Origin of the sequence: Butyricicoccus porcorum, from assembly GCF_002157465.1 — a bacterium.
GTDB lineage: Bacteria > Bacillota > Clostridia > Oscillospirales > Butyricicoccaceae > Butyricicoccus_A > Butyricicoccus_A porcorum.
Genome location: NZ_NHOC01000004.1, coordinates 157279 through 177330 on the forward strand (window position 1 = coordinate 157279; position 20052 = coordinate 177330).

A 20052-nucleotide genomic window follows, 5' to 3' on the forward strand; every position below is an offset into this window, starting at 1 on the left:
ACGGATATCCTGCAACAGAAAACTGTTTCGCAATACGCAAAAAGTGGTATTTTACTCCGTCATGCCTGCACTTTTTCTTCTTGTATGTTATTTTAAGCAGCAATTTACAAATTATTAACAAAATTTCTGAATTTTTCTTGAAATCATCCTGCAAATACGGTATGATAAGAATAACCTACCAAGTGCATGATTGCAGACAGACAATGGCGTCTCGTTCCCGCTATTTGTATGTCTGCATTTTTTGTACGCTTATGAAGGGAGTTAAAAAACTATGGAAACATTTTCAAACATTGTCTCCGCTGTAGACAGCTTTGTCTGGGGTCCGGTCATGCTGATCCTGCTGGTCGGCACCGGTATTTTCCTGACAGTCCGCATCGGTTTCCGCACCTGGCTCAATCTGCCCTATGCACTGAAATCCGTCCTGAGCAAGGAAGCCAGAACGACAAACCGCGGTACCGGTGATATCTCACCGTTCGCTGCACTGATGACGGCGCTTGCCGCTACCATCGGTACCGGCAACATCGTCGGCGTTGCAACTGCTCTTGTCAGCGGCGGCCCGGGTGCTCTGGTTTGGATGGAAATTTCCGCAATCTTCGGCCTGACCAGCAAGTTCTCCGAGTGTATGCTCGCCATCAAGTACCGCACAGTAAACGATCAGGGCGAAATGCTCGGCGGCCCGATGACCACGATGAAGCGCGGCTTCAAGAATAAAACCGTTGGTGCTGTTCTGGCCATGCTGTTCGCAATCTTCGCTGTCATCGCATCGTTTGGCATTGGCAACATGACGCAGGCAAACTCCATTTCCTCCGCCCTGAAGAACACCTTCTCCGTTCCGACCTGGGTTACCGGCGCACTGATTACCGTTCTGGTTCTGATTATCCTGCTCGGCGGCATCACCCGCCTGTCCAAGGTTTCCTCTGTCATCGTACCGATTATGGCGGTTTTCTATCTGATTTTCGGTATCATTGTTATCATTGGCAATATCACCCAGATCCCGGCAGCCATTGTTCTGATGTTCAAGTGTGCCTTTACACCGGGCGCTGTCACCGGCGGTGTACTCGGTACGATTGTTTCCGGCATGATGAATTCCATGCGTTACGGTGTTGCCCGCGGCGTATTCTCCAATGAGGCCGGCATGGGCTCGGCAGCAATCACCGCAGCGGCTGCCACCACGGATGATCCGGTGCGTCAGGGCTATATCAACATGACGGGTACCTTCTTTGACACCATCGTTATCTGCACCGTCACCGGCCTTGCGATTTGCAGCTCCGGTGTTCTGGGTACGATTGATCCAGCTACCGGCGAACTGCTCACCGGTTCTGCACTGACCATCGCAGCCTTTGAATCCGTTCTGGGTACCTTCGGCGGCTGGATGGTTACCATCGGCATCGTCCTGTTCGCCTTCTCGACCATTCTGGGCTGGGAGTACCACGGCGAAAAGGCACTGGAATACATCGTCAGAAAGCCGTCTATCTGCATGGCTTACCGTGTTATCTTTGCACTTATCGCTTTTGTCGGTGCAACGACTTCCCTCGATCTGGTCTGGAACCTGTCCGATATCGCAAATGCGCTGATGGCAATCCCGAACCTGATCTCCCTGCTTGCACTGTCCGGTGTCATTGCCAAGGAGGTCAAGCGCTTCCAACCGACCATTGACGCGGAGCGCGCAGCCAAAAAGACCGCAAAAACAAGATAAGTTGCTTCCTCAGGAACGACATTTGCCCTTCCCTGCATCCACTGCGGGGGAGGGTTTTCTTGTTCTGCCGGATATGCTACAATAAAAGAAAAAAACAACTTCAGGAGCTATTCTTTTATGATTCGATTACTTGCAAGCGATATCGACGGTACGCTGATGCGCGAAGGCGAATATGCGATCCCGCCCGCCCTGTTTCCGCTCATCCGCGAGCTGCGTGCACGCGGGGTCTATTTTGCCGCATGCAGCGGCAGACAATACAGCAATCTCCGTCATCTGTTCGCACCGGTTGCCGATGAAATCGGCTATATTTGTGAAAACGGCAGTCTTGTTGTTTGGCAGGGAGAAATTCTCTCGAAGGAAACCATTGACCGCACCATTGGACAAGCATTGATGCGGAAGATTCTTGCACAGCCGGACAGCGAAGCGCTGCTCTCCGGCGTGCACACCTGCTATACCCAGCCAAACAACCCGGACTTTGTCACCCACCTGCGCGATTATGTGGGCAACGACACAACCGTTGTCGATGATATCTGTGCGGTTGAAGAGCCGTTCATCAAAATTTCTCTCTATCGCAAACGCGGTGTGGACGCTGCGCTCGCGTCGCAGTTCACCGAATTTGCCCCATACCTCGTCCCGGCTGTGGGGCGCAGCAGCTGGATGGATTTTCTGCGCGAAGGCTGCGGCAAGGGCACGGCATTAGATGTGCTGTGCACCCACCTGCATGTAGCGCAGAGCGAATGCGTTGCCTTCGGCGACAACGAAAATGACCTCCCGCTTGTCGGCCACACGGGCACGCTGTACGCGATGGCGGACGGACATCCGGCACTGATTGCGCAGGCGGACAAAACGACGATGGATGTCGTGGAGGAAATCCGCACATTATTCTCAATATAATAACGAAAGCTCCCCTGTTCGCCGCAAAAAGCGGCTGGCAGGGGAGTTTCCGATTTTCTCTTTAATCATGTATAACCTTCCACGTGTATGATCCAGTTTCCATTTTCATCCTGTGTCAGAATCCATTCAAAAAAGTCATACGTCTTACCAGATTTCAAAAATTCAAAATCGTTGTTTCCTTCTTCGCTATTTACATCAAAGACTGTTCCAAGAAGCATTGCCCTGTCGGCATCAAACTGTTCTGCCCAGTCTTCTCCCTGCATTTCATTGATTTCCTCGTCATACGTTACCTTGGTCAGCGTACATCCCTTCATATCTTCTTCAAAATAAGCAATCACAGCGTCCATTGCAACATCAATTTCCTCCGCACTGTATATTGATGAATCGGAAAAAGATTTTTCTACTGTACTGGCTGATTCCCTGCTTCCGCACGCACCTAGTAAAATACCTGCAATAAGCAATCCCACGCACGCCAAAACTTTCCTTTTCATATACATGCTCCTTAAATATTTTTTATTGAAAATATTTTATCACGATTTTATATATTTGTCAATGAAAAATATTATTTATCAAAAATTCCCGCTGGTTTTGCCAAGCAGGAATTTCTATTATGAAATTTTCCCGTTTTTGCTGCATGAGAGGGTTAACCGAACTGTTTTTTCTGTTTCTCCATTGGAAAACACTGCCTTTGCATGTTTTCCGTCAAAGCTGTCCTCCTGTTTCTCCCAGCCCTCTGAGACATAAAACATAGTAAAGTGTCCTGTGTCCTCTGCTTTTGTTCCGTCATAAACATATCGTGTCTTGATGATATAGGAAAACAGGACGTTTCCCTGCGGATCATAATAGGTAAACTGTTTTGATCCCATGACCATCTCTGTCCAATCCTTTGCCCGTTCTTCTGTGCCTGTTACCTCCGCATAGGAGCCATCGAAATATTGGACAGCTCTGGTTTCCGTATCACTGGCTGACGCAGCTACGCTGCTGCACAGACAAAGAATGCACAACAGGGAAAGGATTCTTTTTGCTCTATGTATCATTCTGTTTCCTCCGAAAGAGTTCCGTCTGCTGACTCATACTTTAATTGATCTAACGGTATACCATTCTGATCGATTTCAACGGTATTTCCGTCTCTATCTGTTGCTGAAATAATATTTCCCTCTTCATCCATTTCATAACTTAATCCATACTTTTCCGCATATTTCCAATATTCCGGTATATGATCTTCATCTTCATATATGACAGTTGTAATCTCAGCCGTATATGGGTATCGGATAAAATAGGCAACCGTACCGCATGCGCCGACCGCCACAGCCGCCAGACAGGCTGTCAACGCAATCCGAATCCACTTTCTGTTGCGCTGAACGCCTGCAATTTCCTGTTCCGGCACATCGCGCAGCATCTCTGCCGCCATCTCTGCAGGGCTGCCGAACGCCTCCAGAAAATCCTCATACGAGGCATCCGGACAGTCGTCCAGAAAAATCCCAATCGTCCGTTTCAGGTCGCTCATCAGCCTGTGTTTCTGTCTCATGCCGCAGGTCAGCTTCCTGCCCGTCTGTTTCAGGTACTTCCGCGCCGCTGTATTCTTCCTGTTCATATGTCTCCCCCTCAGATGCCAGAATGGTATCTACTCCCTCAGAAAACTGTCGGAACAATCCTCGCAATTCCTTCAAATATGTCCTGCCCTTTTCGGTAATCGCATAATACTGCCGTTTTCTGCCGTCCGGTGCAATGCGCTTCTTGCACTCGTCGATATACTCGAATTTCACCATCCGGTAGATGATCGAATACGGGAACACGATCTGGAACGTGCCGCCGCTGCGGCGGTTCAGCTCCTCCGGGATTTCCCCAATATACATATCGCGCTCGTTCAGCAGAAACAGCACCAGCATCTCTGCAACGGCCTTTTTCAGGTTGTCTTCCATGCCGGCGACCGAGCCGCTCCGCTCCGGTGCGCCACTCTCATTTGGCTTTCTCGGCATACGATCCACCTTCTCCATTTTTATTTTACTTAATTATATAGTATAGCCAATCTTTCAAATTTTATCAACAATACGAAAAGTTTTTTATTAAAAATTTACTATGGCGCAGAGCAATCCCCGTCTGTTTACCATTGATAAACAAACGGGGATCCATATCTGTTTATTGTTAGTTTTCAATTCTGCTCAATAGCAGCTTAAACGGGTTAATTTCATCCGGATTCAAACTTTCCGCAACTGCCAACGCTTCGTCAAATGTCTCATATTCTGTCAAACAAGTTTGTTCTACATATTCGTCAATGGTTTCCATCTGCTTGACCTGATCATCAGAGTACGCACTGATGGCTACAGTCTCCTCTCTTTGTTCCTCCAGTTCATTGATCGCATCTCCAGCAAATTCCACATTCATCTCGTCAATATTCTGGAGCTTCCACAGACCATCCTCTTTTACCATCGTTGCAGTTATAGTATTTTGATTGATTGGAGCAGTAACTTCTAATTTATCATTTTCATTTTGTTCTACCCAGTTCCCCCATACCTGACATACAGCTTTTACAGTTGCTGTCTGTCCATCTTCACTAATATTCACGTTACGAAATGTATAATCAAGCACTCCTGCATCTGCAACATAACATACTCTATTCTTTCCAATTTCACGAAGTATCTTCTCATTTGTCTCTTTATAAGTTTGACGGCAAACATTGCTCTCAGCATAATACTGATCCATTTTTGTGTTAAAATCATCAATATATGCCTGAATATGTTCCTCTGTCAACATATCAGTCTTGCCATTTTCTGATTCAAAATATCCAATCTGATATGAAATATCCTGAGAGCCGATAAATGCCTCTTTTACCGCTTCTACTTCTGGCGATGTCTGCGAGTCTGCCCATGCGGTTCCACCGACTAAACAGGCGCTTATCAACGAAATAGCCAACGCTCGCTTCCATTTTTTCATCATAGGTCAACTCCTTTTGTCAGTGAATTACGCGGGCAGTTCAAACGCATAGATTCTTGTATATTTTCTCTGTGCGTTTGCTTTATCTCGGTTCCATATAACATGATACCGTTCGTTGCTATGTTGATTTATCAAATCACCAGTCACGTTTCCATCCAAGGAAGTATTCGATGTTTTCGCATTATTAACAACATAAAAAGAAGAGTGATTCATCTCTCCATTCCCAGTCCAGTCATAAAAAATAACAACCTTTCCGGTATTAGAAGCTGTAAGATTTGCGCTATTATTTACATATGCATACGTTCCTGTAACGCCATTTTTGCTCCAATTTCCCAATCTATTCCAACTTAAACTCTTCACATAATTCTTAAATGAATCGGCCTTGTTCCAATTCGTTGTCCCACACTGTTGACCATCATTATTGTAGCTGGTAGTCCAACTCGCAGTCTTTTTCATACCACCTGCGTAAAAGCATTGTGAAACGAAATTTGTACAGTCCGCTCCTCCATAAAACTTATATGTTGGATTAGGATCAAGCGCATATTGGTTTGAATAATTGATAGCTGCCGTTCTGCTGTATGCAAATGCCGATGATGCTAAACAAAGCAGTGTACAAAACATACACAAAATTCCCCTTTTTCACTTCTTCATCATAATACATCCTTCCTACACGATTCAGCTTCTATAACCTTCTTTACTCATATTATAATCATAAAATATATTTTGTCAATACAAAATTACAATTCTTAAAAATATTTCTTCATTAAAAATCCCCGCCTGCCGCAGCAGACGGGGGATGAAAACGCAATTGCTTTGTGCTTACTTGAGGACAGCGCCCTTGTTCGCAGAGGTGACCAGACGCGAATAGCGTGCCAGCCAGCCGGTCTTGATCTTCGGCTCCTTCGGAATGAAGGCCTCGCGGCGCTTTGCAAATTCCTCATCGGAAACCTTTGCATTGACGGAATGCTCCGGGATGTTGATTTCGATGATATCGCCTTCCTGAAGCAGGCCGATTTCACCGCCCATCGCAGCCTCCGGGCAGACATGGCCGATGGATGCACCACGGGACGCACCGGAGAAACGGCCGTCGGTAATCAGTGCAACATCCTTATCCAGCTTCATGCCGGCCAGTGCAGAGGTCGGGTTAAGCATTTCGCGCATACCCGGACCGCCCTTCGGGCCCTCATAGCGAATGACAACGACATCGCCCTTGTTGATCTTGCCGCCGTAAATCGCTTCGATTGCCTCTTCTTCGCTGTCGAACAGACGAGCCGGGCCGGTATGCTTCATCATTTCCGGTGCAACTGCGCTCTGCTTGACGGCACAGCCTTCCTTGGCAATGTTGCCCCACAGAATTGCAATGCCGCCGGTCTGCATGTACGGATTGTCAATCGGACGGATAACCTCCGGATTGGTGTTATAGCAGTGTGCGATGTTCTCGCCGACCTTCTTGCCGGTAGCAGTGATCTGATCCAGCTCGATCAGATTCTTTTTGGACAGCTCATTCATAACTGCATAGATGCCGCCTGCCTCATTCAGCTCCTGAATGTAGGTACGGCCTGCCGGTGCCAGATGGCACAGGTTCGGCGTGCAGGCAGAAACCTCGTTCAGCTTATTCAGATCCAGCTCCAGACCTGCCTCATGTGCGATGGCAAGCAAATGAAGAACCGTATTGGTCGAACAGCCCAGTGCCATTTCACATTCCAGTGCGTTGTGGATGGACTTTTCGGTGATGATATCACGCGGCTTGATGTCCTTTTCCAGCAGCTCCATGATCTTCATGCCAGCATGCTTGGCAAGCTGGATGCGGTCGGAATAAACCGCCGGAATCGTGCCGTTGCCCGGCAGTGCCATGCCGATTGCCTCACACAGGCAGTTCATCGAGTTTGCGGTGTACATGCCGGAGCAGGAACCGCAGCCCGGGCAGGAATGCTGCTCAATATCAGCCAGCTCAGTATCGTCAATCAGGTTTGCCTTGCGCGCACCGACTGCCTCGAACGTGTAGGACAGCGAGACATTCTCGCAATTGTGATGGCCTGCCAGCATCGGGCCGCCGGAGCAGACGATAGCCGGGATGTTCAGACGAGCTGCCGCCATGACCATGCCCGGAACGATCTTATCGCAGTTCGGGATGAGTACAAGTGCGTCAAACTGGTGTGCCTGTGCGAGCGTCTCAACAGAGTCCGCAATCAGCTCACGGGACGGCAGCGAAAACTTCATGCCGATGTGGCCCATTGCAATGCCGTCGCATACGCCGATGGCCGGAACCAGAACCGGCGTACCGCCAGCCATACTGACGCCAGTCTTGACTGCATTGGCAATTTTGTCCAGATTGATGTGACCCGGGATGATCTCACTGTACGCAGAAACGACGCCGATAATCGGGCGGTTCATTTCTTCCTCGGTCATGCCGGTCGCACGCAGCAGCGAACGATGCGGTACACGCTCCACGCCCTGCGTGACGTTATGACTTCTCAATTCCATAAGTACCTCCTGACAGGCGGCAGCTGCCGCCGATTAAAAAACGGGGACGGAGACCTGATGTCCCATCCCCGTTTGTCTGTTTGGATGATGTGGTATGTATATCCTTACTTCTTCAGCCAGGACATCATGCCGCGCAGCTCCTTGCCGACCTCTTCCAGCTGGGACTCAGCTTCCATCTGACGGGTAGCCAGGAACTTCGCACGGCCGCCCGCACGGTTCTCCTGAATCCACTCGGAAGCAAAGGTGCCGTCCTGAATCTCACGCAGGATCTGCTTCATTTCCTTGCGGGTCTCCTCGGTGATGATACGGCGTCCGGTGCGGTAATCGCCGTACTCAGCGGTATCGGAGATGGAATAACGCATCTTTGCGAAGCCGCCTTCGTTGATAAGGTCAACGATCAGCTTCATCTCATGAACGCACTCGAAATAAGCATTCTCCGGTGCATAACCTGCTTCTACCAGCGTCTCAAAGCCAGCCTTCATCAGTTCGCAGACGCCGCCACACAGGACAGCCTGCTCACCGAACAGGTCAGTCTCTGTCTCGGTGCGGAAGGTGGACTCGATGATGCCCGCACGGCCGCCGCCGATACCGGAAGCGTATGCCAGCGCGATGTCCAGTGCCTTGCCGGATGCATCCTGCTCTACGCATGCCAGGCACGGAACACCGTGACCCTCAACATACTGGCTGCGAACGGTATGACCCGGGCCCTTCGGCGCGATCATAATAATGTCGACATCCTTCGGCGGGATGATCTGCTTATAATGAATATTGAAGCCGTGTGCAAAGGCCAGAACATTGCCGGACTCCAGATTCGGCTCGATTACATCCTTGTAGATGTCAGCCTGCTTCTCATCCGGGCACAGCATCATAATGATATCGCCGGCCTTGGCAGCCTCTGCCGGGGTCATAACCTTCAGGCCATAGCCCTCTGCCTTTGCCGTGTGGCGGGAACCCGGACGCAGACCTACAACGACATCGACGCCGGAATCCTTCAGGTTCATTGCATGTGCATGACCCTGCGAACCGAAACCGATGATTGCAACGGTTTTGCCGTCCAGCAGCGACAGATTGCAGTCAGCATCATAAAACATCTTAACAGTTGCCATTTTGCTTTCCTCCTAATTCGCGGAACCAAAGTCCGCTAACTTGTATATTATAAAATAATACAGCCCACAAATCAAGCCCGAAAGCCGATAACATCCGTCTCAGGCGTTGTTTTTGTCCTTATGGACAGCTGTGACGCCGGTGCGGCTGGATTCCACGATATCAAAGCTGCTGATGACAGACAGGAACGTGTCAATGCGGGAAGGTGTGCCGTCCATGCGGACAATAATGGTCTCATCACTGGAAGAGACAACGTCTGCATGGTATACGCCGCAAAGCTCACGAACCGCCTCGCGGTCGTTGACATCGCCGCGGATTTTGACCAACACCAGTTCCCAGCAGAATGCCTCGTCCTCTTCAATGTGAACGACCTCGATACACTCTTCCAGCTTTGCCATCTGCTTGAGTACCTGACCGAGTGTGTACTCATCGCCGATGACAACAATGGTAATGCGGGAAATCTCAGGATCCGTCGTCGGAGATACCGTCAGCGAATCGATGTTAAAGCCGCGGCGTCCAAACAGGCTGGAAACACGCGCCAGAACGCCGGAATGGTTCTGAACGAGGGCTGAAATAATATATTTTTCCATATTTTACTACCTCCGTCAGTCAATCACAACGTTGTTGATGGTCTGGCCTGCCGGGATGAACGGCAGAACACGCTCGTCCTTATCAACAATCGCATCGATGATAACCGGGCCGTCCGCCTTCAGAGCCTCGCGCAGCGCCGCTTCAAATTCCGCCAGCGTCTTGCAGCGGATTCCCTTTGCACCGAATGCCTCTGCCAGCTTGACGAAGTCGGTCTTTCTGTGCGGATCGGTATTGGAATAGCGGTGGCCATAGAACGAGGTCTGCCACTGGCGAACCATGCCGAGTACAGCATTGTCGACAATGACCGTGACAACCGGCAGATGATAGCTGACAGCGGTGCACATCTCCTGCAAGTTCATGTGGAAGCTGCCGTCGCCGGTGATATGTACAACCTTTCGGTTCGGGCATGCCACCTGTGCGCCGATGGCTGCACCGTAGCCATAGCCCATTGTGCCGAGGCCACCGGAGGACAGGAAGGTGCGCGGCTTTTCACGGCCGGTGAACTGTGCCGCCCACATCTGATGCTGGCCGACATCGGTTGCAACGATATCGTCCTTATCCAGCAGCTCGTTGATCTTCTTCATCAGCTGGTGCGGACGAATGACGGAATCGTCGTCCTTCGGCCGATAATCCATGCGCTTCTTCCAGGTTGCAATCTGCTCCTTCCACGGAGTGTGATCCGCGTGATCGATGAGCGGAAGAACAGCCTCCAGTACATCGCGCGCATCGCCGATGACGTTGTGGTCAACCTCAATGTTTTTGTTGACCTCTGCCGGGTCGATATCAACCTGGACAATCTTTGCCGAGGTTGCGAAATCGCCCATCTTGGTGGCAACACGGTCAGAGAAACGCGTGCCGAGTGCGATCAGCAGGTCAGCCTTGTCGACCGCGCGGCCCGCAGAAACCCAGCCGTGCATGCCGATCATGCCCATATTCAGCGGATCGTCACACTTGAGTGCGCCGATGCCCATCATGGCATGGCATGTTGGAATGTCTGCGCGGTGAATCAGCTGTTCGAGCAGGTCGGATGCACCGGATGTGATGACACCGCCGCCGAAGAAGATAACCGGGCGTTCACTCGCGTTAATCATATCCGCCATCTTCTTGATCTGTTCGTGCTGAATCTGCGGATGCGGGCGCGGCTGAACGGCCGGCTTGTGCTCAAATTCACAGACCGCTGCGGTGACGTCCTTCGGAATATCGATCAGAACCGGGCCCGGGCGTCCGCTCATTGCAATTTCAAATGCGAGGCGAACGGTATCCGCCAGCTCCTCGACCTTGCGGACAACAAAGTTATGCTTGGTAATCGGCATGGTGATGCCCGCGATATAGACCTCCTGGAAGCTGTCGCGGCCGATGAACGACGTGCCGACGTTGCCGGTGATGGCAACCATCGGGATGGAGTCCATATACGCCGTTGCAATGCCGGTGACCAGGTTGGTTGCACCCGGTCCGGAGGTCGCAAGGCATACGCCAACCTTGCCGGTCGCGCGCGCATAACCGTCCGCTGCATGGGACGCGCCCTGCTCATGTGCCGTCAGGACATGGTGCATGCGGTCGGAATACTTATACAGTTCGTCATAAATGTTGAGTACTGCGCCGCCCGGATAACCGAAAATGGTATCGGTTCCCTGTTCCAGCAGCGTCTCAATGAGAATCTGTGAACCATTGAGTTTCATAGCAATCTCTCCTGAAATATTTTTTCGTATCTTGCGCGCCCGGACGGAAAACGCCATCGCGCTCCGCGCCGACGCCCGATGCAGGCAAATAAAAAAGCCCTTATCTCCTGAAAAAGAGACAAAGACTGTGCTCTGCGGTACCACTCTTATTGCCGCCTCAAATGCGGCCACCTCAACGCATCGATGCAGAATCTGCACGTAATGCTTGCCCGTTAACGGAGGCTGACCCGATTCCGGTTACTAAAGCCAAGGCCTGTTCGCCCGAACTGCTCGCGGATGACGTTCACTTCTCCTCCCCTGCTGCCTTGCACCAAGCGACAGCTCTCTGAAAGCTTCGGGGAAGCTACTCCTTCCGGTCTCTGCATTTACATATCTCGTAAGATTTATTATATCTCGTATTTCCAAAATGTCAACCGATTTTTCGATTTTTTTCATATTGGCTGCCAGATGTGACAGATACAGGAAATCTTTCGCGCGGGATGCATGCTTTTGCGCAATGTGTGAAATACTGTATCCATATCCGTTTTGGCGAGGTGATTTTGCTTGTTTCTGCTCTTTCTGCGCACACTTCTGGTCTATGCCGCTGTCATCGGCGGGCTGCGGTTTACCGGGAAGCGGCAGCTCGGCGAGCTTTCCACCTCGGAATTTGCCGTGACCATTCTGGTTTCCGAGCTGGCATCCATCCCGCTTCAGGACACCGCCGTTCCGCTGCTCGGCGGCATTGTCCCGCTTGTGACGCTGCTCGCAGTAGAAGTCCTGCTGTCCTGTCTGTGCCGTCGCAGCCGCCGTGCCCGCCGGCTGTTGTGCGGCAATCCATGCGTCGTCATCCGGGATGGGACGTTTGACACAAACATGCTGCGCATGCTCCGGCTCGCGCCGGAGGACATTCTGGAAGGTCTGCGCATTGCGGGTGTGACACGCATGGAGGATGTGCGATATGCCATCATCGAGACCAACGGACAGCTCAGTGTCATCCCGCGCGCTGCACAGCAGCCGCTGACGCCGGATGACCTCCATATGCAGCCCACAGAACAGGGTATGCCACTGGTTGTCGTGTCTGAAGGGAAGCTGGTTCACTACAATATCCGGCAGCTGTACAGGACAGAGGACGAAATTATCCAATTGTGCCGCGAACGGGGTGCCGATTCCCTGGACAGCGTATTTCTGCTGACATTGGATGACTGCGGCAATGCTTTCCTCCAGCTGCGCGGCGGTGGGACATCATGAAGCGGTTTTGGGCAGCCGTCGTGCTGCTGGTTTCCGTCGCCGCAGGCGGATTGTATAACCTTTCCTCCGTTTCCAGCACAGTGCACGACATCTCCGCCACACTCACGCAGGCACAGAATGCTGCACAACAGGAACAGCTTTCCACCGCCGCACAGCTGACCGCGCAGGCACACGACGACTACCAGCAGCACGAAGCATATCTGTCCGCGGTCATCGGTGAAAAGCTGCTCGATGAGGTGCGTCTGGGCTTTGCGCGCACACAGGCCGGCGTGCAGGCAGGTGACTGTACGCAGCTCGCGCTCGAACTGGCCGGGCTGCGGCAGGCAGTGGATGACCTGTTGCGTGCCGAAGCCATCGGGCTGAAAAACATTTTCTAAAACAAGAAAAAGCCCGCCGGATACACAATCCCGCGGGCTTTATGGTCAATTGAATTACAGGTACTTCTTCATCACGTCGCTGGCAGAAGCCGCGTCGCCGGACAGAGCAACGGTAAATTCTACGCTGTGCTTGGAAGAGAACTCATCCAGAGCCAGAATGAACTGATCCGCATCCTCCGGCTTGTCATCACATGCAACCTTGTACAGGCTGTCGATGAAGATCTTGGTGATGTCGTAGTTTCCTGCATGAATGCCGGCCACGAAGCCAAGAAGCGAGGAGTAATTTGAAACACTATAGTCCTGAACGTTAATCAGTCGAGCCTTGTGAGAAATGTCAAAGTTCAGCTGATTGCCCTTTGCGATGCAGACGATGGAGCCCGGCTCCTGTGCTGCCGCCTCGTTGACGAGATCGATAATGTTCTTGGTCTTACCGCTTCCGGTAGCCGCCATAATTAATTTAACCATTTTAGTTTTCCTCCCAATCTACTATGAGGTTGTTACAATGGTATCATAAATTGCAAAAAATTACAACGGATTTTGTAAAGAAAACCGAAGGTTCCGCTGCAAGATTTACAGTCCTGTAAAAAATTTTTAAAATGCCTGCCGTTTCATAAGCAGATATGCGAGCAAATCGCGGTAAATCGCAGAAATTCCCTTGCGCGCAACGTCTTCCGCTGCCACAATATCCCGACGGGCAATTTCCTCCTCTCCGCGCCGCAGCACGACCTCTCCCAGCTTTTCGCCCTGTTTCACCGGTGCCTGCACGCTGTTCTCCTGTATGATCTCCCGCTCAAGACCTTCCGCGCCCGCCTTTTCCATCAAAATCGGTGCGTCATCGGCGAGCTGTACGGATACAGACGACTGCATGCCCAGCTCAACCGGCACGCTGTCCAGCTTCTGCCCGTCCTCCAGAATATCTGCCATCGCATAATTGGCAAAGCCATAATTGAGCATCGCGGTGATGTCTGAATTGCGCGATTCCTTATCCGGTTCCCCCAGTACAACCGCAATCAACCGCATGCCGTCGCGCTCTGCAACAGCGGAAATACAGTATCCCGCTGTACTTGTATAGCCCGTCTTGAGCCCGATCATACCATCATACAACCGCAGCATTTTATTGGTATTGGCCAGACCAAATGCGCCGTCACGCACGGTATCCATCCAAATGGAAGTATACTCCAAAATCTTTTCATGGCGCAGAAGTTCGGCGGACATTTTGGCGAGATCAGCCGCCGTCGTGCGCGTCTCCTCCCCATCGGTATCCAATCCGTTCGGATTGACAAACGTCGTACCCGTACAGCCCAGTTCCTTCGCGCGCTCATTCATCATGGAAACAAAAGTCTCCTCGCTGCCGCCCAGATGCTCTGCAACAGCAACTGCCGCGTCATTTGCCGACGCGACTGCGATGGATTTGAGCATATCGTCCAGCGTCATTTGTTCGCCTTCCTTGAGGTAAATCTGCGAACCGCCCATCTCCGCCGCATGTGCCGACGCCGTTACAAGATCATCCAGCGATGCCTTTCCGCTGTCAACCGCCTCCATTGTCAGCAGCATCGTCATAATTTTTGTCACTGATGCAGGTGGAAGCGCCTCGTCCGCATTCTGCTCGAACAGCACCTGCCCGTCTTCCGTCGTCAGGATCGCAGATTTTGCCTTGACTTCTCCCAACCCGGCAGCGGACGCCGGAACGGATACTGCCAAAAGGCAACACACCACGGCGCCAATCACACAGATTCGTTTCATCCTCACACACCAGTCCTCTCCGGCACAGCCCCTTCTGTCGCATCTTTGTCTTCCCCTCAACCATATGCGGCGCGGCGGCACGCCATGCCGATTTTGCGCGCAAAAAAGCCGCCTGCACCGCAGGCGGCCCTCTGCTTCAGGCAGCATGTCTTACTTTTTCCTATCGTTCGACCATCATCGGGCGGAGATACCGCAAAAACGGCTCCGCACTATGTCTGTCTGTATAGATATCCACACGGATCGGCGAGGACAAATCCAACCCGAACAGTCCTACCATAGACTTTGCATCTGCTACATACCAGCCGGATACGAGGTCAATATCAAACGGCATGCGTGTTGCTGCCGCATTGAGCTCTGCCAGATCATCCAATCTGTCCAGACGAATCCGAACCTTAATCATCTGCATGTACCCCCCATTGTATCTCTTTGTAAAATTTATTATAATATTTTTGTTTGAAACAATCCATGCCTGGAACCAAAAGTTCACAGGGAGTTTACAGGCTTGATACACGGAGGACTATCATGAAATTCTGCTTTGCCACGCTCGGCTGCAAGGTAAACCAGTTTGAAACGCAGGCGCTGGCGCAGCTCGCGCAGGCGCGCGGGCACACACTGGCACAATCCGGCGCTGATGTGTGCATTTTAAATACCTGCACCGTTACATCATCCGGCGATCACAAAACCCTGCGCGCACTGCACAAAATGCAGCGGGATAATCCGGATGCCGTTGTCGCACTCTGCGGCTGCTTCGCGCAGACCGAACCGGAACGCGCGGCACAGCTGGACGGCGTAGACATTGTCTGCGGCACGGCAGACCGCGCCGCTGTGCTCACGCTGTGTGAGCAGGCGGTGCAGAACCGAAAAAAAATCTGTACCGTATCGGATATCCGCCAGAAGCGCACCTTTGAGGCGCTGCCCGCAGGCGTCCTGCCCGGGCATACACGCGCTCTGCTCAAGATACAGGATGGCTGTGACAACTACTGCACCTATTGCATCATTCCGTATGCACGCGGGCATGTCCGCTCACTCCCTCTTGCGCAAGCTGTCGAACAGGCTCAGCGACTCGCGCAAAACGGCGTACGTGAAATCGTTGTGACCGGTATTGAAATCGCAAGCTATGGACGCGACCTGCCGGATCAGCCGGATTTAACTGCACTGACTGCAGCGCTCTGCCGCACTGTACCACAGGTACGCATCCGACTCGGCTCACTGGAGCCGCGTATGGTCACACAGGAATTTTGTGACACGCTATGCGGTTTCCCCAACCTCGCGCTGCATTTCCACCTGTCCTTGCAGTCCGGCTGTGACGCAACACTGAAGCGCATGCACCGGCGCTATACAACCGCCCAGTACCTCGCCTGTGTTGAGAACCTTCGGAAAGCATTTCCATCCAGTTCGATCACAACCGATGTGATTACCGGCTTTCCCGGAGAAACCGAACAGGAATTTGCACAGACAAAGCAGTTCCTATGCCGCTGTGGGTTTGCGGCTGTACATGTATTCCCCTATTCCGAACGCGCAGGTACGCCCGCCGCATCCATGCCGGATTCTGTGCCGCAGACGGTGCGCGCACAGCGCGCAGATGAGCTGCGCACCCTTGCGTTCGGACTGACCAGTGATTTTCTGCGCGACTTTGTCGGAAAGACTGTTCCCGCCGTGCTGGAGCATGCTCGCGCAGACTGCCAGCCCGCACACAGCCGCTGGCATTTTGCCATTGAGCTCCCGCTCGGCTGCGGCAATCAGGGCGACGAAATCGATGTTGTCCTGACAGAGGTCTGCGGCAACAGCATGCGCGCCATACCGGCGAAAAAAGACTGAATATCCATCAACCAGATATCTTCCGTTATTTTAAACCTAATGAACCTAGGCCTGTCTGGTTACGGTCTTTTGCATTTTTCACTTGGTATGCATAAGTATCTTATCAGACAATGTGCGCAAAGATCGGTGCAACTCCATCATCCGTTATCTTTGCAACATAAATCTTCTACAATTCATATCTTCAACTGGAAGTTACCGCCCATCTATTTTTTCGGCAAGGCATCACTTGCTGCGAACATATTCAGACTTATAATCCCCACATCTTTTCTGTTTTCCTGTCCTTTTACCGACATATCACATTTCTTCTTTGCTATATCAAAAAAGCATCGCTTATGCGATGCTTTTTCGACAAGTTGCCAGCTGGCAACAGCCTGCCAGCCGGGTTTATTCTGTGTGAGAACAAAGAGATCAGAACTTAAATACTGCCACACCGTAAGCCGGGAGCGGATATTCAAACGAGAACGGCTGTCCGTCACATTCACTCTTTTCAGACTTGTAAATCTCCGGTGTCGTATCGCCTGCACCGCCGATTTCCGGCGCATTTGTGCTCAGAATCTTGGTATAACGCTTTTTCTTCGGCACACCGACACGATAATCCGGACGGTCAACCGGAGTGAAGTTGACAACAAACAGCAGGTTATTGCGTTTCGACGGAGAATAACGAACAAAGCTGAAAATGCTGCGATCTCCATCGTTTGCATTGATCCACTGGAAGCCATCCCATGTGTCATCCATCGCATACAGCGCCGGATATTTCCGATACAGCGTCAACAGCTGGCTGACAAACTCCGACAAGCCCTGATGGCGCGGATCCTTCAGGCAATCCCAATCCAACTCACGCGCTTCGCTCCATTCGCGGCGCTGACCGAATTCCTGACCCATGAACAGCAGTTTTTTGCCCGGATGGCCGAGCATGAATGCATATGCCGCCTTGAGGTTTGCAAATTTCTGATCCTCATTGCCCGGCATTTTCTCGATCATCGAACCCTTCAGGTGAACAACCTCGTCGTGCGAAATAACAAGGACATAGTTCTCGCTGTACGCATACGTCATCGAGAATGTCATCTTGTTGTGGTTGTACTTGCGGAAATACGGGTCACACTTCTGATATTCCAGGAAGTCATTCATCCAGCCCATGTTCCACTTGAGGTCGAAGCCAAGTCCACCGTCAACTGGGGAACCGGTGACCTGCGGCCATGCGGTGGATTCCTCCGCAATCATAACTGCACCTGGGCGGCGCTGATGTACGATGGAATTGAGGTGGCGGAAGAACTCAATTGCTTCCAGGTTCTTGTTCTCACCATACTGGTTTGCAATCCACTGTCCATCCTGCTTGCCGTAGTCGAGATACAGCATTGATGCAACGGCGTCAATGCGCAGACCGTCAACATGATATTCCGTCAGCCAATACAGTGCATTGGCAATCAGGAAGTTCTTGATTTCATTGCGCCCGTAATCAAAAATCTTAGTACCCCAGTCCGGGTGTTCGCCCTTCTTCGGGTCGCCATATTCATACAGCGGATAACCGTCGAAATTGGCAAGGCCGTGCTCATCGCGCGGGAAATGTGCCGGAACCCAGTCGAGAATGACACCGATTTTATTCTTGTGTAAGTAGTTGACAAAGTACATGAAATCTTTCGGTGTACCATAGCGGGAGGTCGGCGCATAATAGCCGGTAACCTGATAGCCCCAGGAGCCATCGAACGGATGCTCGGCAACACCGATCAGCTCGACATGGGTATAGCCCATTTTTTTGAGATAGGCGACCAGCTCAGGTGCCAGCTCACGGAAATTGTAATATCCCGGGTCATCCTCATCCTTCGGCTCATGCTTCTTCCAGGAGCCCGGATGAAGTTCATAAATCGCCATCGGTTCCTTCTTGAACTGGAAGGTCTTGAGCGCTTCCATCCAGCGGGTATCTGCCCACTTGAAGCCATCAATCGAGGCAACCTTGGAAGCCGTACCCGGACGCAGTTCTGCGCTGAAGCCATACGGATCGGATTTCAGGACAGTTTTGCCTTCCTGCCCGGTAACAGCGTATTTATACAGGTCACCTTCCTGCATGCCCGGCACGAAGATTTCATAAATGCCGAGCGGCTCAAGTCGTTCCATCGGGGTTGCCTCCGGATCCCAGCCGTTGAAATCACCGGTCAGGCAGACACTTTTCGCATTTGGTGCCCAGACAGCAAAATAAACGCCCTTCTCGCCATCCTTTTCCGCGGCATGTGCGCCCATTTTTTTATAAATTTCATAATGAACGCCCTGGCCGAACAGATACTGGTCAAATTCCGTGATAAATGGAACCTGTGCAGCCGGCTGTTCTGCCTTCTGTACCGAGCGCTTTCTCGTACTCTTTTTCTTCTCCATGTGACATTCTCTCCTTATTATCAATTGCCTGCGTTCTGCTAAAGCCCTCAGTTTTTATCTACAGAACGCGGAAGGTCGATTCACACCGTTTGCTATATTATAATATGTTTCCGCGCATTTGTAAATTATAAACAAAGTATTTTCTCAAATTACCCGAAAACTCATACACATTTTCTCATAAGTGTGGAAAAAAACCGGTCGAATCAAAAAAGTTCTTCCATTCCTCTGTTCTTTTTTCCAGAAAAAGTGTATGCTAAAGAAAGCAAAAAAGCAGGAAGGGATCACATGGACAAAATATTTTCCTATCAACACCGCATACAGTATTATGAAACCGATGGTATGCGCATCGTACATCACTCCAATTATATCCGCTGGATGGAGGAAGCTCGTACCGCAATGATGGAGCAGCTCGGCTATGGCTATGACCGGATGGAACATGATGGCATTTCCATCCCTGTGCTGTCTGTCAGCTGTGACTATAAAGAAATGATGCACTTTGGACAGACCTGCCGCATCGAGGTGCGCGTGACAGCAGTCTCACAGGTGCGCATGGCGGTTGCCTATGAATTCTATGATGTCAAAACCGGGCATCTGTGTGGGATCGGCACAACGAGCCACTGCTTTGTCGGACAAAACGGACGTCCGGTATCGCTCAAAAAGAAGCTGCCGGACATTTATGAGCTGTTTTGCAGCACACTCTATACACCGGATGAAGCATAAAAAAAGTCCTGAATCGGTTGGCTTAACAGTGATAAGGAACTAAATCGCTTATCAACTGTTAGCTGACGGTTTTCGGGTGCATACGAAACTCCCGTCTGATTCCTAACAGGAATTAGGCAGGAGTTTTTCTTGTTAACAGAGCTTATATTGGAGGATAGCATTATGAAAACATTACTTTCTTGTGAATTTAACATGGATACCGGCTGCGTTGAACTAAGATATTCTGACGGCAGCATGATTTCCATTAACTGCACCGATGTTGAGGCTGAGGTTGCGAATAGCCGTTTCCAGCGTTCTGAACTGGATTGGCTTATTTACAACGACCCGCTGTCCTATGCGGAATTGATTTTGAATGGTGATCCAGAAAAATACTTACGAATCGTCACGGAGATACCACAGTCAGATTTCGATTGATAAG

Annotated in this window: 21 protein-coding genes and 1 other annotated feature; of the genes, 7 read left to right on the plus strand and 14 right to left on the minus strand. The window is 51.1% G+C overall.

Features of this window, described 5'->3' with window-relative positions; genetic code table 11:
* The first annotated feature begins 271 nt into the window (after nt 1–271).
* Entirely contained in the window at nt 272–1696 is a 1425-nt protein-coding gene (locus CBW42_RS05135; protein WP_087018411.1) for an alanine/glycine:cation symporter family protein, read from the plus strand.
* Nucleotides 1697–1813: 117 nt separating this feature from the next.
* Complete coding sequence (locus tag CBW42_RS05140; RefSeq protein WP_087018413.1) at nt 1814–2590, plus strand: HAD-IIB family hydrolase; 777 nt, start codon at nt 1814–1816, stop codon at nt 2588–2590.
* Nucleotides 2591–2655: 65 nt separating this feature from the next.
* Here the strand turns inward: CBW42_RS05140 and CBW42_RS05145 are convergent, their stop codons facing one another.
* From CBW42_RS05145 to ilvB, 10 genes are all read right to left on the minus strand, one after another.
* On the minus strand, nt 2656–3081 hold the full coding sequence (locus CBW42_RS05145; protein WP_133058263.1) for a hypothetical protein: 426 nt from the start codon (nt 3079–3081) through the stop codon (nt 2656–2658).
* A gap of 117 nt (nt 3082–3198) precedes the next feature.
* Nucleotides 3199–3627: a hypothetical protein gene (locus CBW42_RS05150; protein WP_087018417.1), complete on the minus strand. Its 429-nt coding sequence runs from the start codon at nt 3625–3627 to the stop codon at nt 3199–3201.
* Nucleotides 3624–4001: a hypothetical protein gene (locus CBW42_RS05155; RefSeq protein WP_133058264.1), complete on the minus strand. Its 378-nt coding sequence runs from the start codon at nt 3999–4001 to the stop codon at nt 3624–3626. The genes CBW42_RS05150 and CBW42_RS05155 overlap by 4 nt, the downstream gene beginning before the upstream one ends.
* A 34-nt stretch (nt 4002–4035) precedes the next feature.
* Nucleotides 4036–4569 carry a PadR family transcriptional regulator gene (locus CBW42_RS05160; protein ID WP_165761067.1) on the minus strand — a complete coding sequence of 178 codons (534 nt, stop codon included), beginning with the start codon at nt 4567–4569 and terminating at the stop codon, nt 4036–4038.
* Between the two features lie 166 nt (nt 4570–4735).
* Entirely contained in the window at nt 4736–5527 is a 792-nt protein-coding gene (locus CBW42_RS05165; protein WP_087018423.1) for a hypothetical protein, read from the minus strand.
* Between the two features lie 24 nt (nt 5528–5551).
* A complete protein-coding gene (locus CBW42_RS05170) occupies nt 5552–6145 on the minus strand; it encodes an amidase domain-containing protein (protein WP_087018425.1) in 594 nt (197 codons plus the stop codon).
* Between the two features lie 198 nt (nt 6146–6343).
* Nucleotides 6344–8002 (minus strand): dihydroxy-acid dehydratase, encoded by a 1659-nt coding sequence (ilvD, locus tag CBW42_RS05175; RefSeq protein WP_205703615.1) that lies wholly within the window; start codon nt 8000–8002, stop codon nt 6344–6346.
* 110 nt (nt 8003–8112) lie between these two features.
* A complete protein-coding gene (gene ilvC, locus CBW42_RS05180; protein WP_087018429.1) occupies nt 8113–9114 on the minus strand; it encodes a ketol-acid reductoisomerase in 1002 nt (333 codons plus the stop codon).
* A gap of 99 nt (nt 9115–9213) precedes the next feature.
* Nucleotides 9214–9702, minus strand: coding sequence for an acetolactate synthase small subunit (gene ilvN, locus CBW42_RS05185; RefSeq protein ID WP_087018431.1), 489 nt, complete (start codon nt 9700–9702; stop codon nt 9214–9216).
* 15 nt (nt 9703–9717) lie between these two features.
* Nucleotides 9718–11382: a biosynthetic-type acetolactate synthase large subunit gene (gene ilvB, locus CBW42_RS05190; protein ID WP_087018433.1), complete on the minus strand. Its 1665-nt coding sequence runs from the start codon at nt 11380–11382 to the stop codon at nt 9718–9720.
* A gap of 111 nt (nt 11383–11493) precedes the next feature.
* Nucleotides 11494–11751, minus strand: a binding site (T-box leader).
* Between the two features lie 174 nt (nt 11752–11925).
* Between ilvB and CBW42_RS05195 the strand changes: the two genes are divergently transcribed.
* Together CBW42_RS05195 and CBW42_RS05200 are read left to right on the plus strand one after the other, a co-directional pair.
* Nucleotides 11926–12609 carry a DUF421 domain-containing protein gene (locus CBW42_RS05195; RefSeq protein WP_087018434.1) on the plus strand — a complete coding sequence of 228 codons (684 nt, stop codon included), beginning with the start codon at nt 11926–11928 and terminating at the stop codon, nt 12607–12609.
* Nucleotides 12606–12986: a DUF4363 family protein gene (locus CBW42_RS05200; protein WP_087018436.1), complete on the plus strand. Its 381-nt coding sequence runs from the start codon at nt 12606–12608 to the stop codon at nt 12984–12986. Before CBW42_RS05195 ends, CBW42_RS05200 begins: the two co-directional genes overlap by 4 nt.
* 54 nt (nt 12987–13040) lie before the next feature.
* On the opposite strand, the gene CBW42_RS05205 is transcribed toward CBW42_RS05200, so the two are convergent.
* The 3 genes from CBW42_RS05205 to CBW42_RS05215 form a co-directional block, all read right to left on the minus strand.
* Nucleotides 13041–13451, minus strand: a complete 411-nt coding sequence (locus tag CBW42_RS05205; protein WP_087018438.1) for a hypothetical protein — start codon at nt 13449–13451, stop codon at nt 13041–13043.
* Nucleotides 13452–13577: 126 nt separating this feature from the next.
* On the minus strand, nt 13578–14729 hold the full coding sequence (locus CBW42_RS05210) for a D-alanyl-D-alanine carboxypeptidase family protein (RefSeq protein ID WP_087018440.1): 1152 nt from the start codon (nt 14727–14729) through the stop codon (nt 13578–13580).
* A gap of 160 nt (nt 14730–14889) precedes the next feature.
* Nucleotides 14890–15129 (minus strand): HPr family phosphocarrier protein, encoded by a 240-nt coding sequence (locus CBW42_RS05215; RefSeq protein ID WP_242969801.1) that lies wholly within the window; start codon nt 15127–15129, stop codon nt 14890–14892.
* A 122-nt stretch (nt 15130–15251) separates the two neighbouring features.
* Between CBW42_RS05215 and mtaB the strand changes: the two genes are divergently transcribed.
* Nucleotides 15252–16547, plus strand: coding sequence for a tRNA (N(6)-L-threonylcarbamoyladenosine(37)-C(2))-methylthiotransferase MtaB (gene mtaB / locus CBW42_RS05220; RefSeq protein WP_165761068.1), 1296 nt, complete (start codon nt 15252–15254; stop codon nt 16545–16547).
* Between the two features lie 408 nt (nt 16548–16955).
* On the opposite strand, the gene glgB is transcribed toward mtaB, so the two are convergent.
* The gene (glgB, locus tag CBW42_RS05225) at nt 16956–18914 is read right to left on the minus strand and encodes a 1,4-alpha-glucan branching protein GlgB (protein WP_087018445.1); all 1959 of its coding nucleotides are present in this window, start codon (nt 18912–18914) and stop codon (nt 16956–16958) included.
* 285 nt (nt 18915–19199) lie between these two features.
* Between glgB and CBW42_RS05230 the strand changes: the two genes are divergently transcribed.
* Both CBW42_RS05230 and CBW42_RS05235 read left to right on the plus strand, forming a co-directional pair.
* A complete protein-coding gene (locus tag CBW42_RS05230; RefSeq protein ID WP_087018448.1) occupies nt 19200–19634 on the plus strand; it encodes an acyl-CoA thioesterase in 435 nt (144 codons plus the stop codon).
* 162 nt (nt 19635–19796) lie between these two features.
* Complete coding sequence (locus CBW42_RS05235) at nt 19797–20048, plus strand: DUF6061 family protein (protein ID WP_087018450.1); 252 nt, start codon at nt 19797–19799, stop codon at nt 20046–20048.
* Nucleotides 20049–20052: the final 4 nt, after the last annotated feature.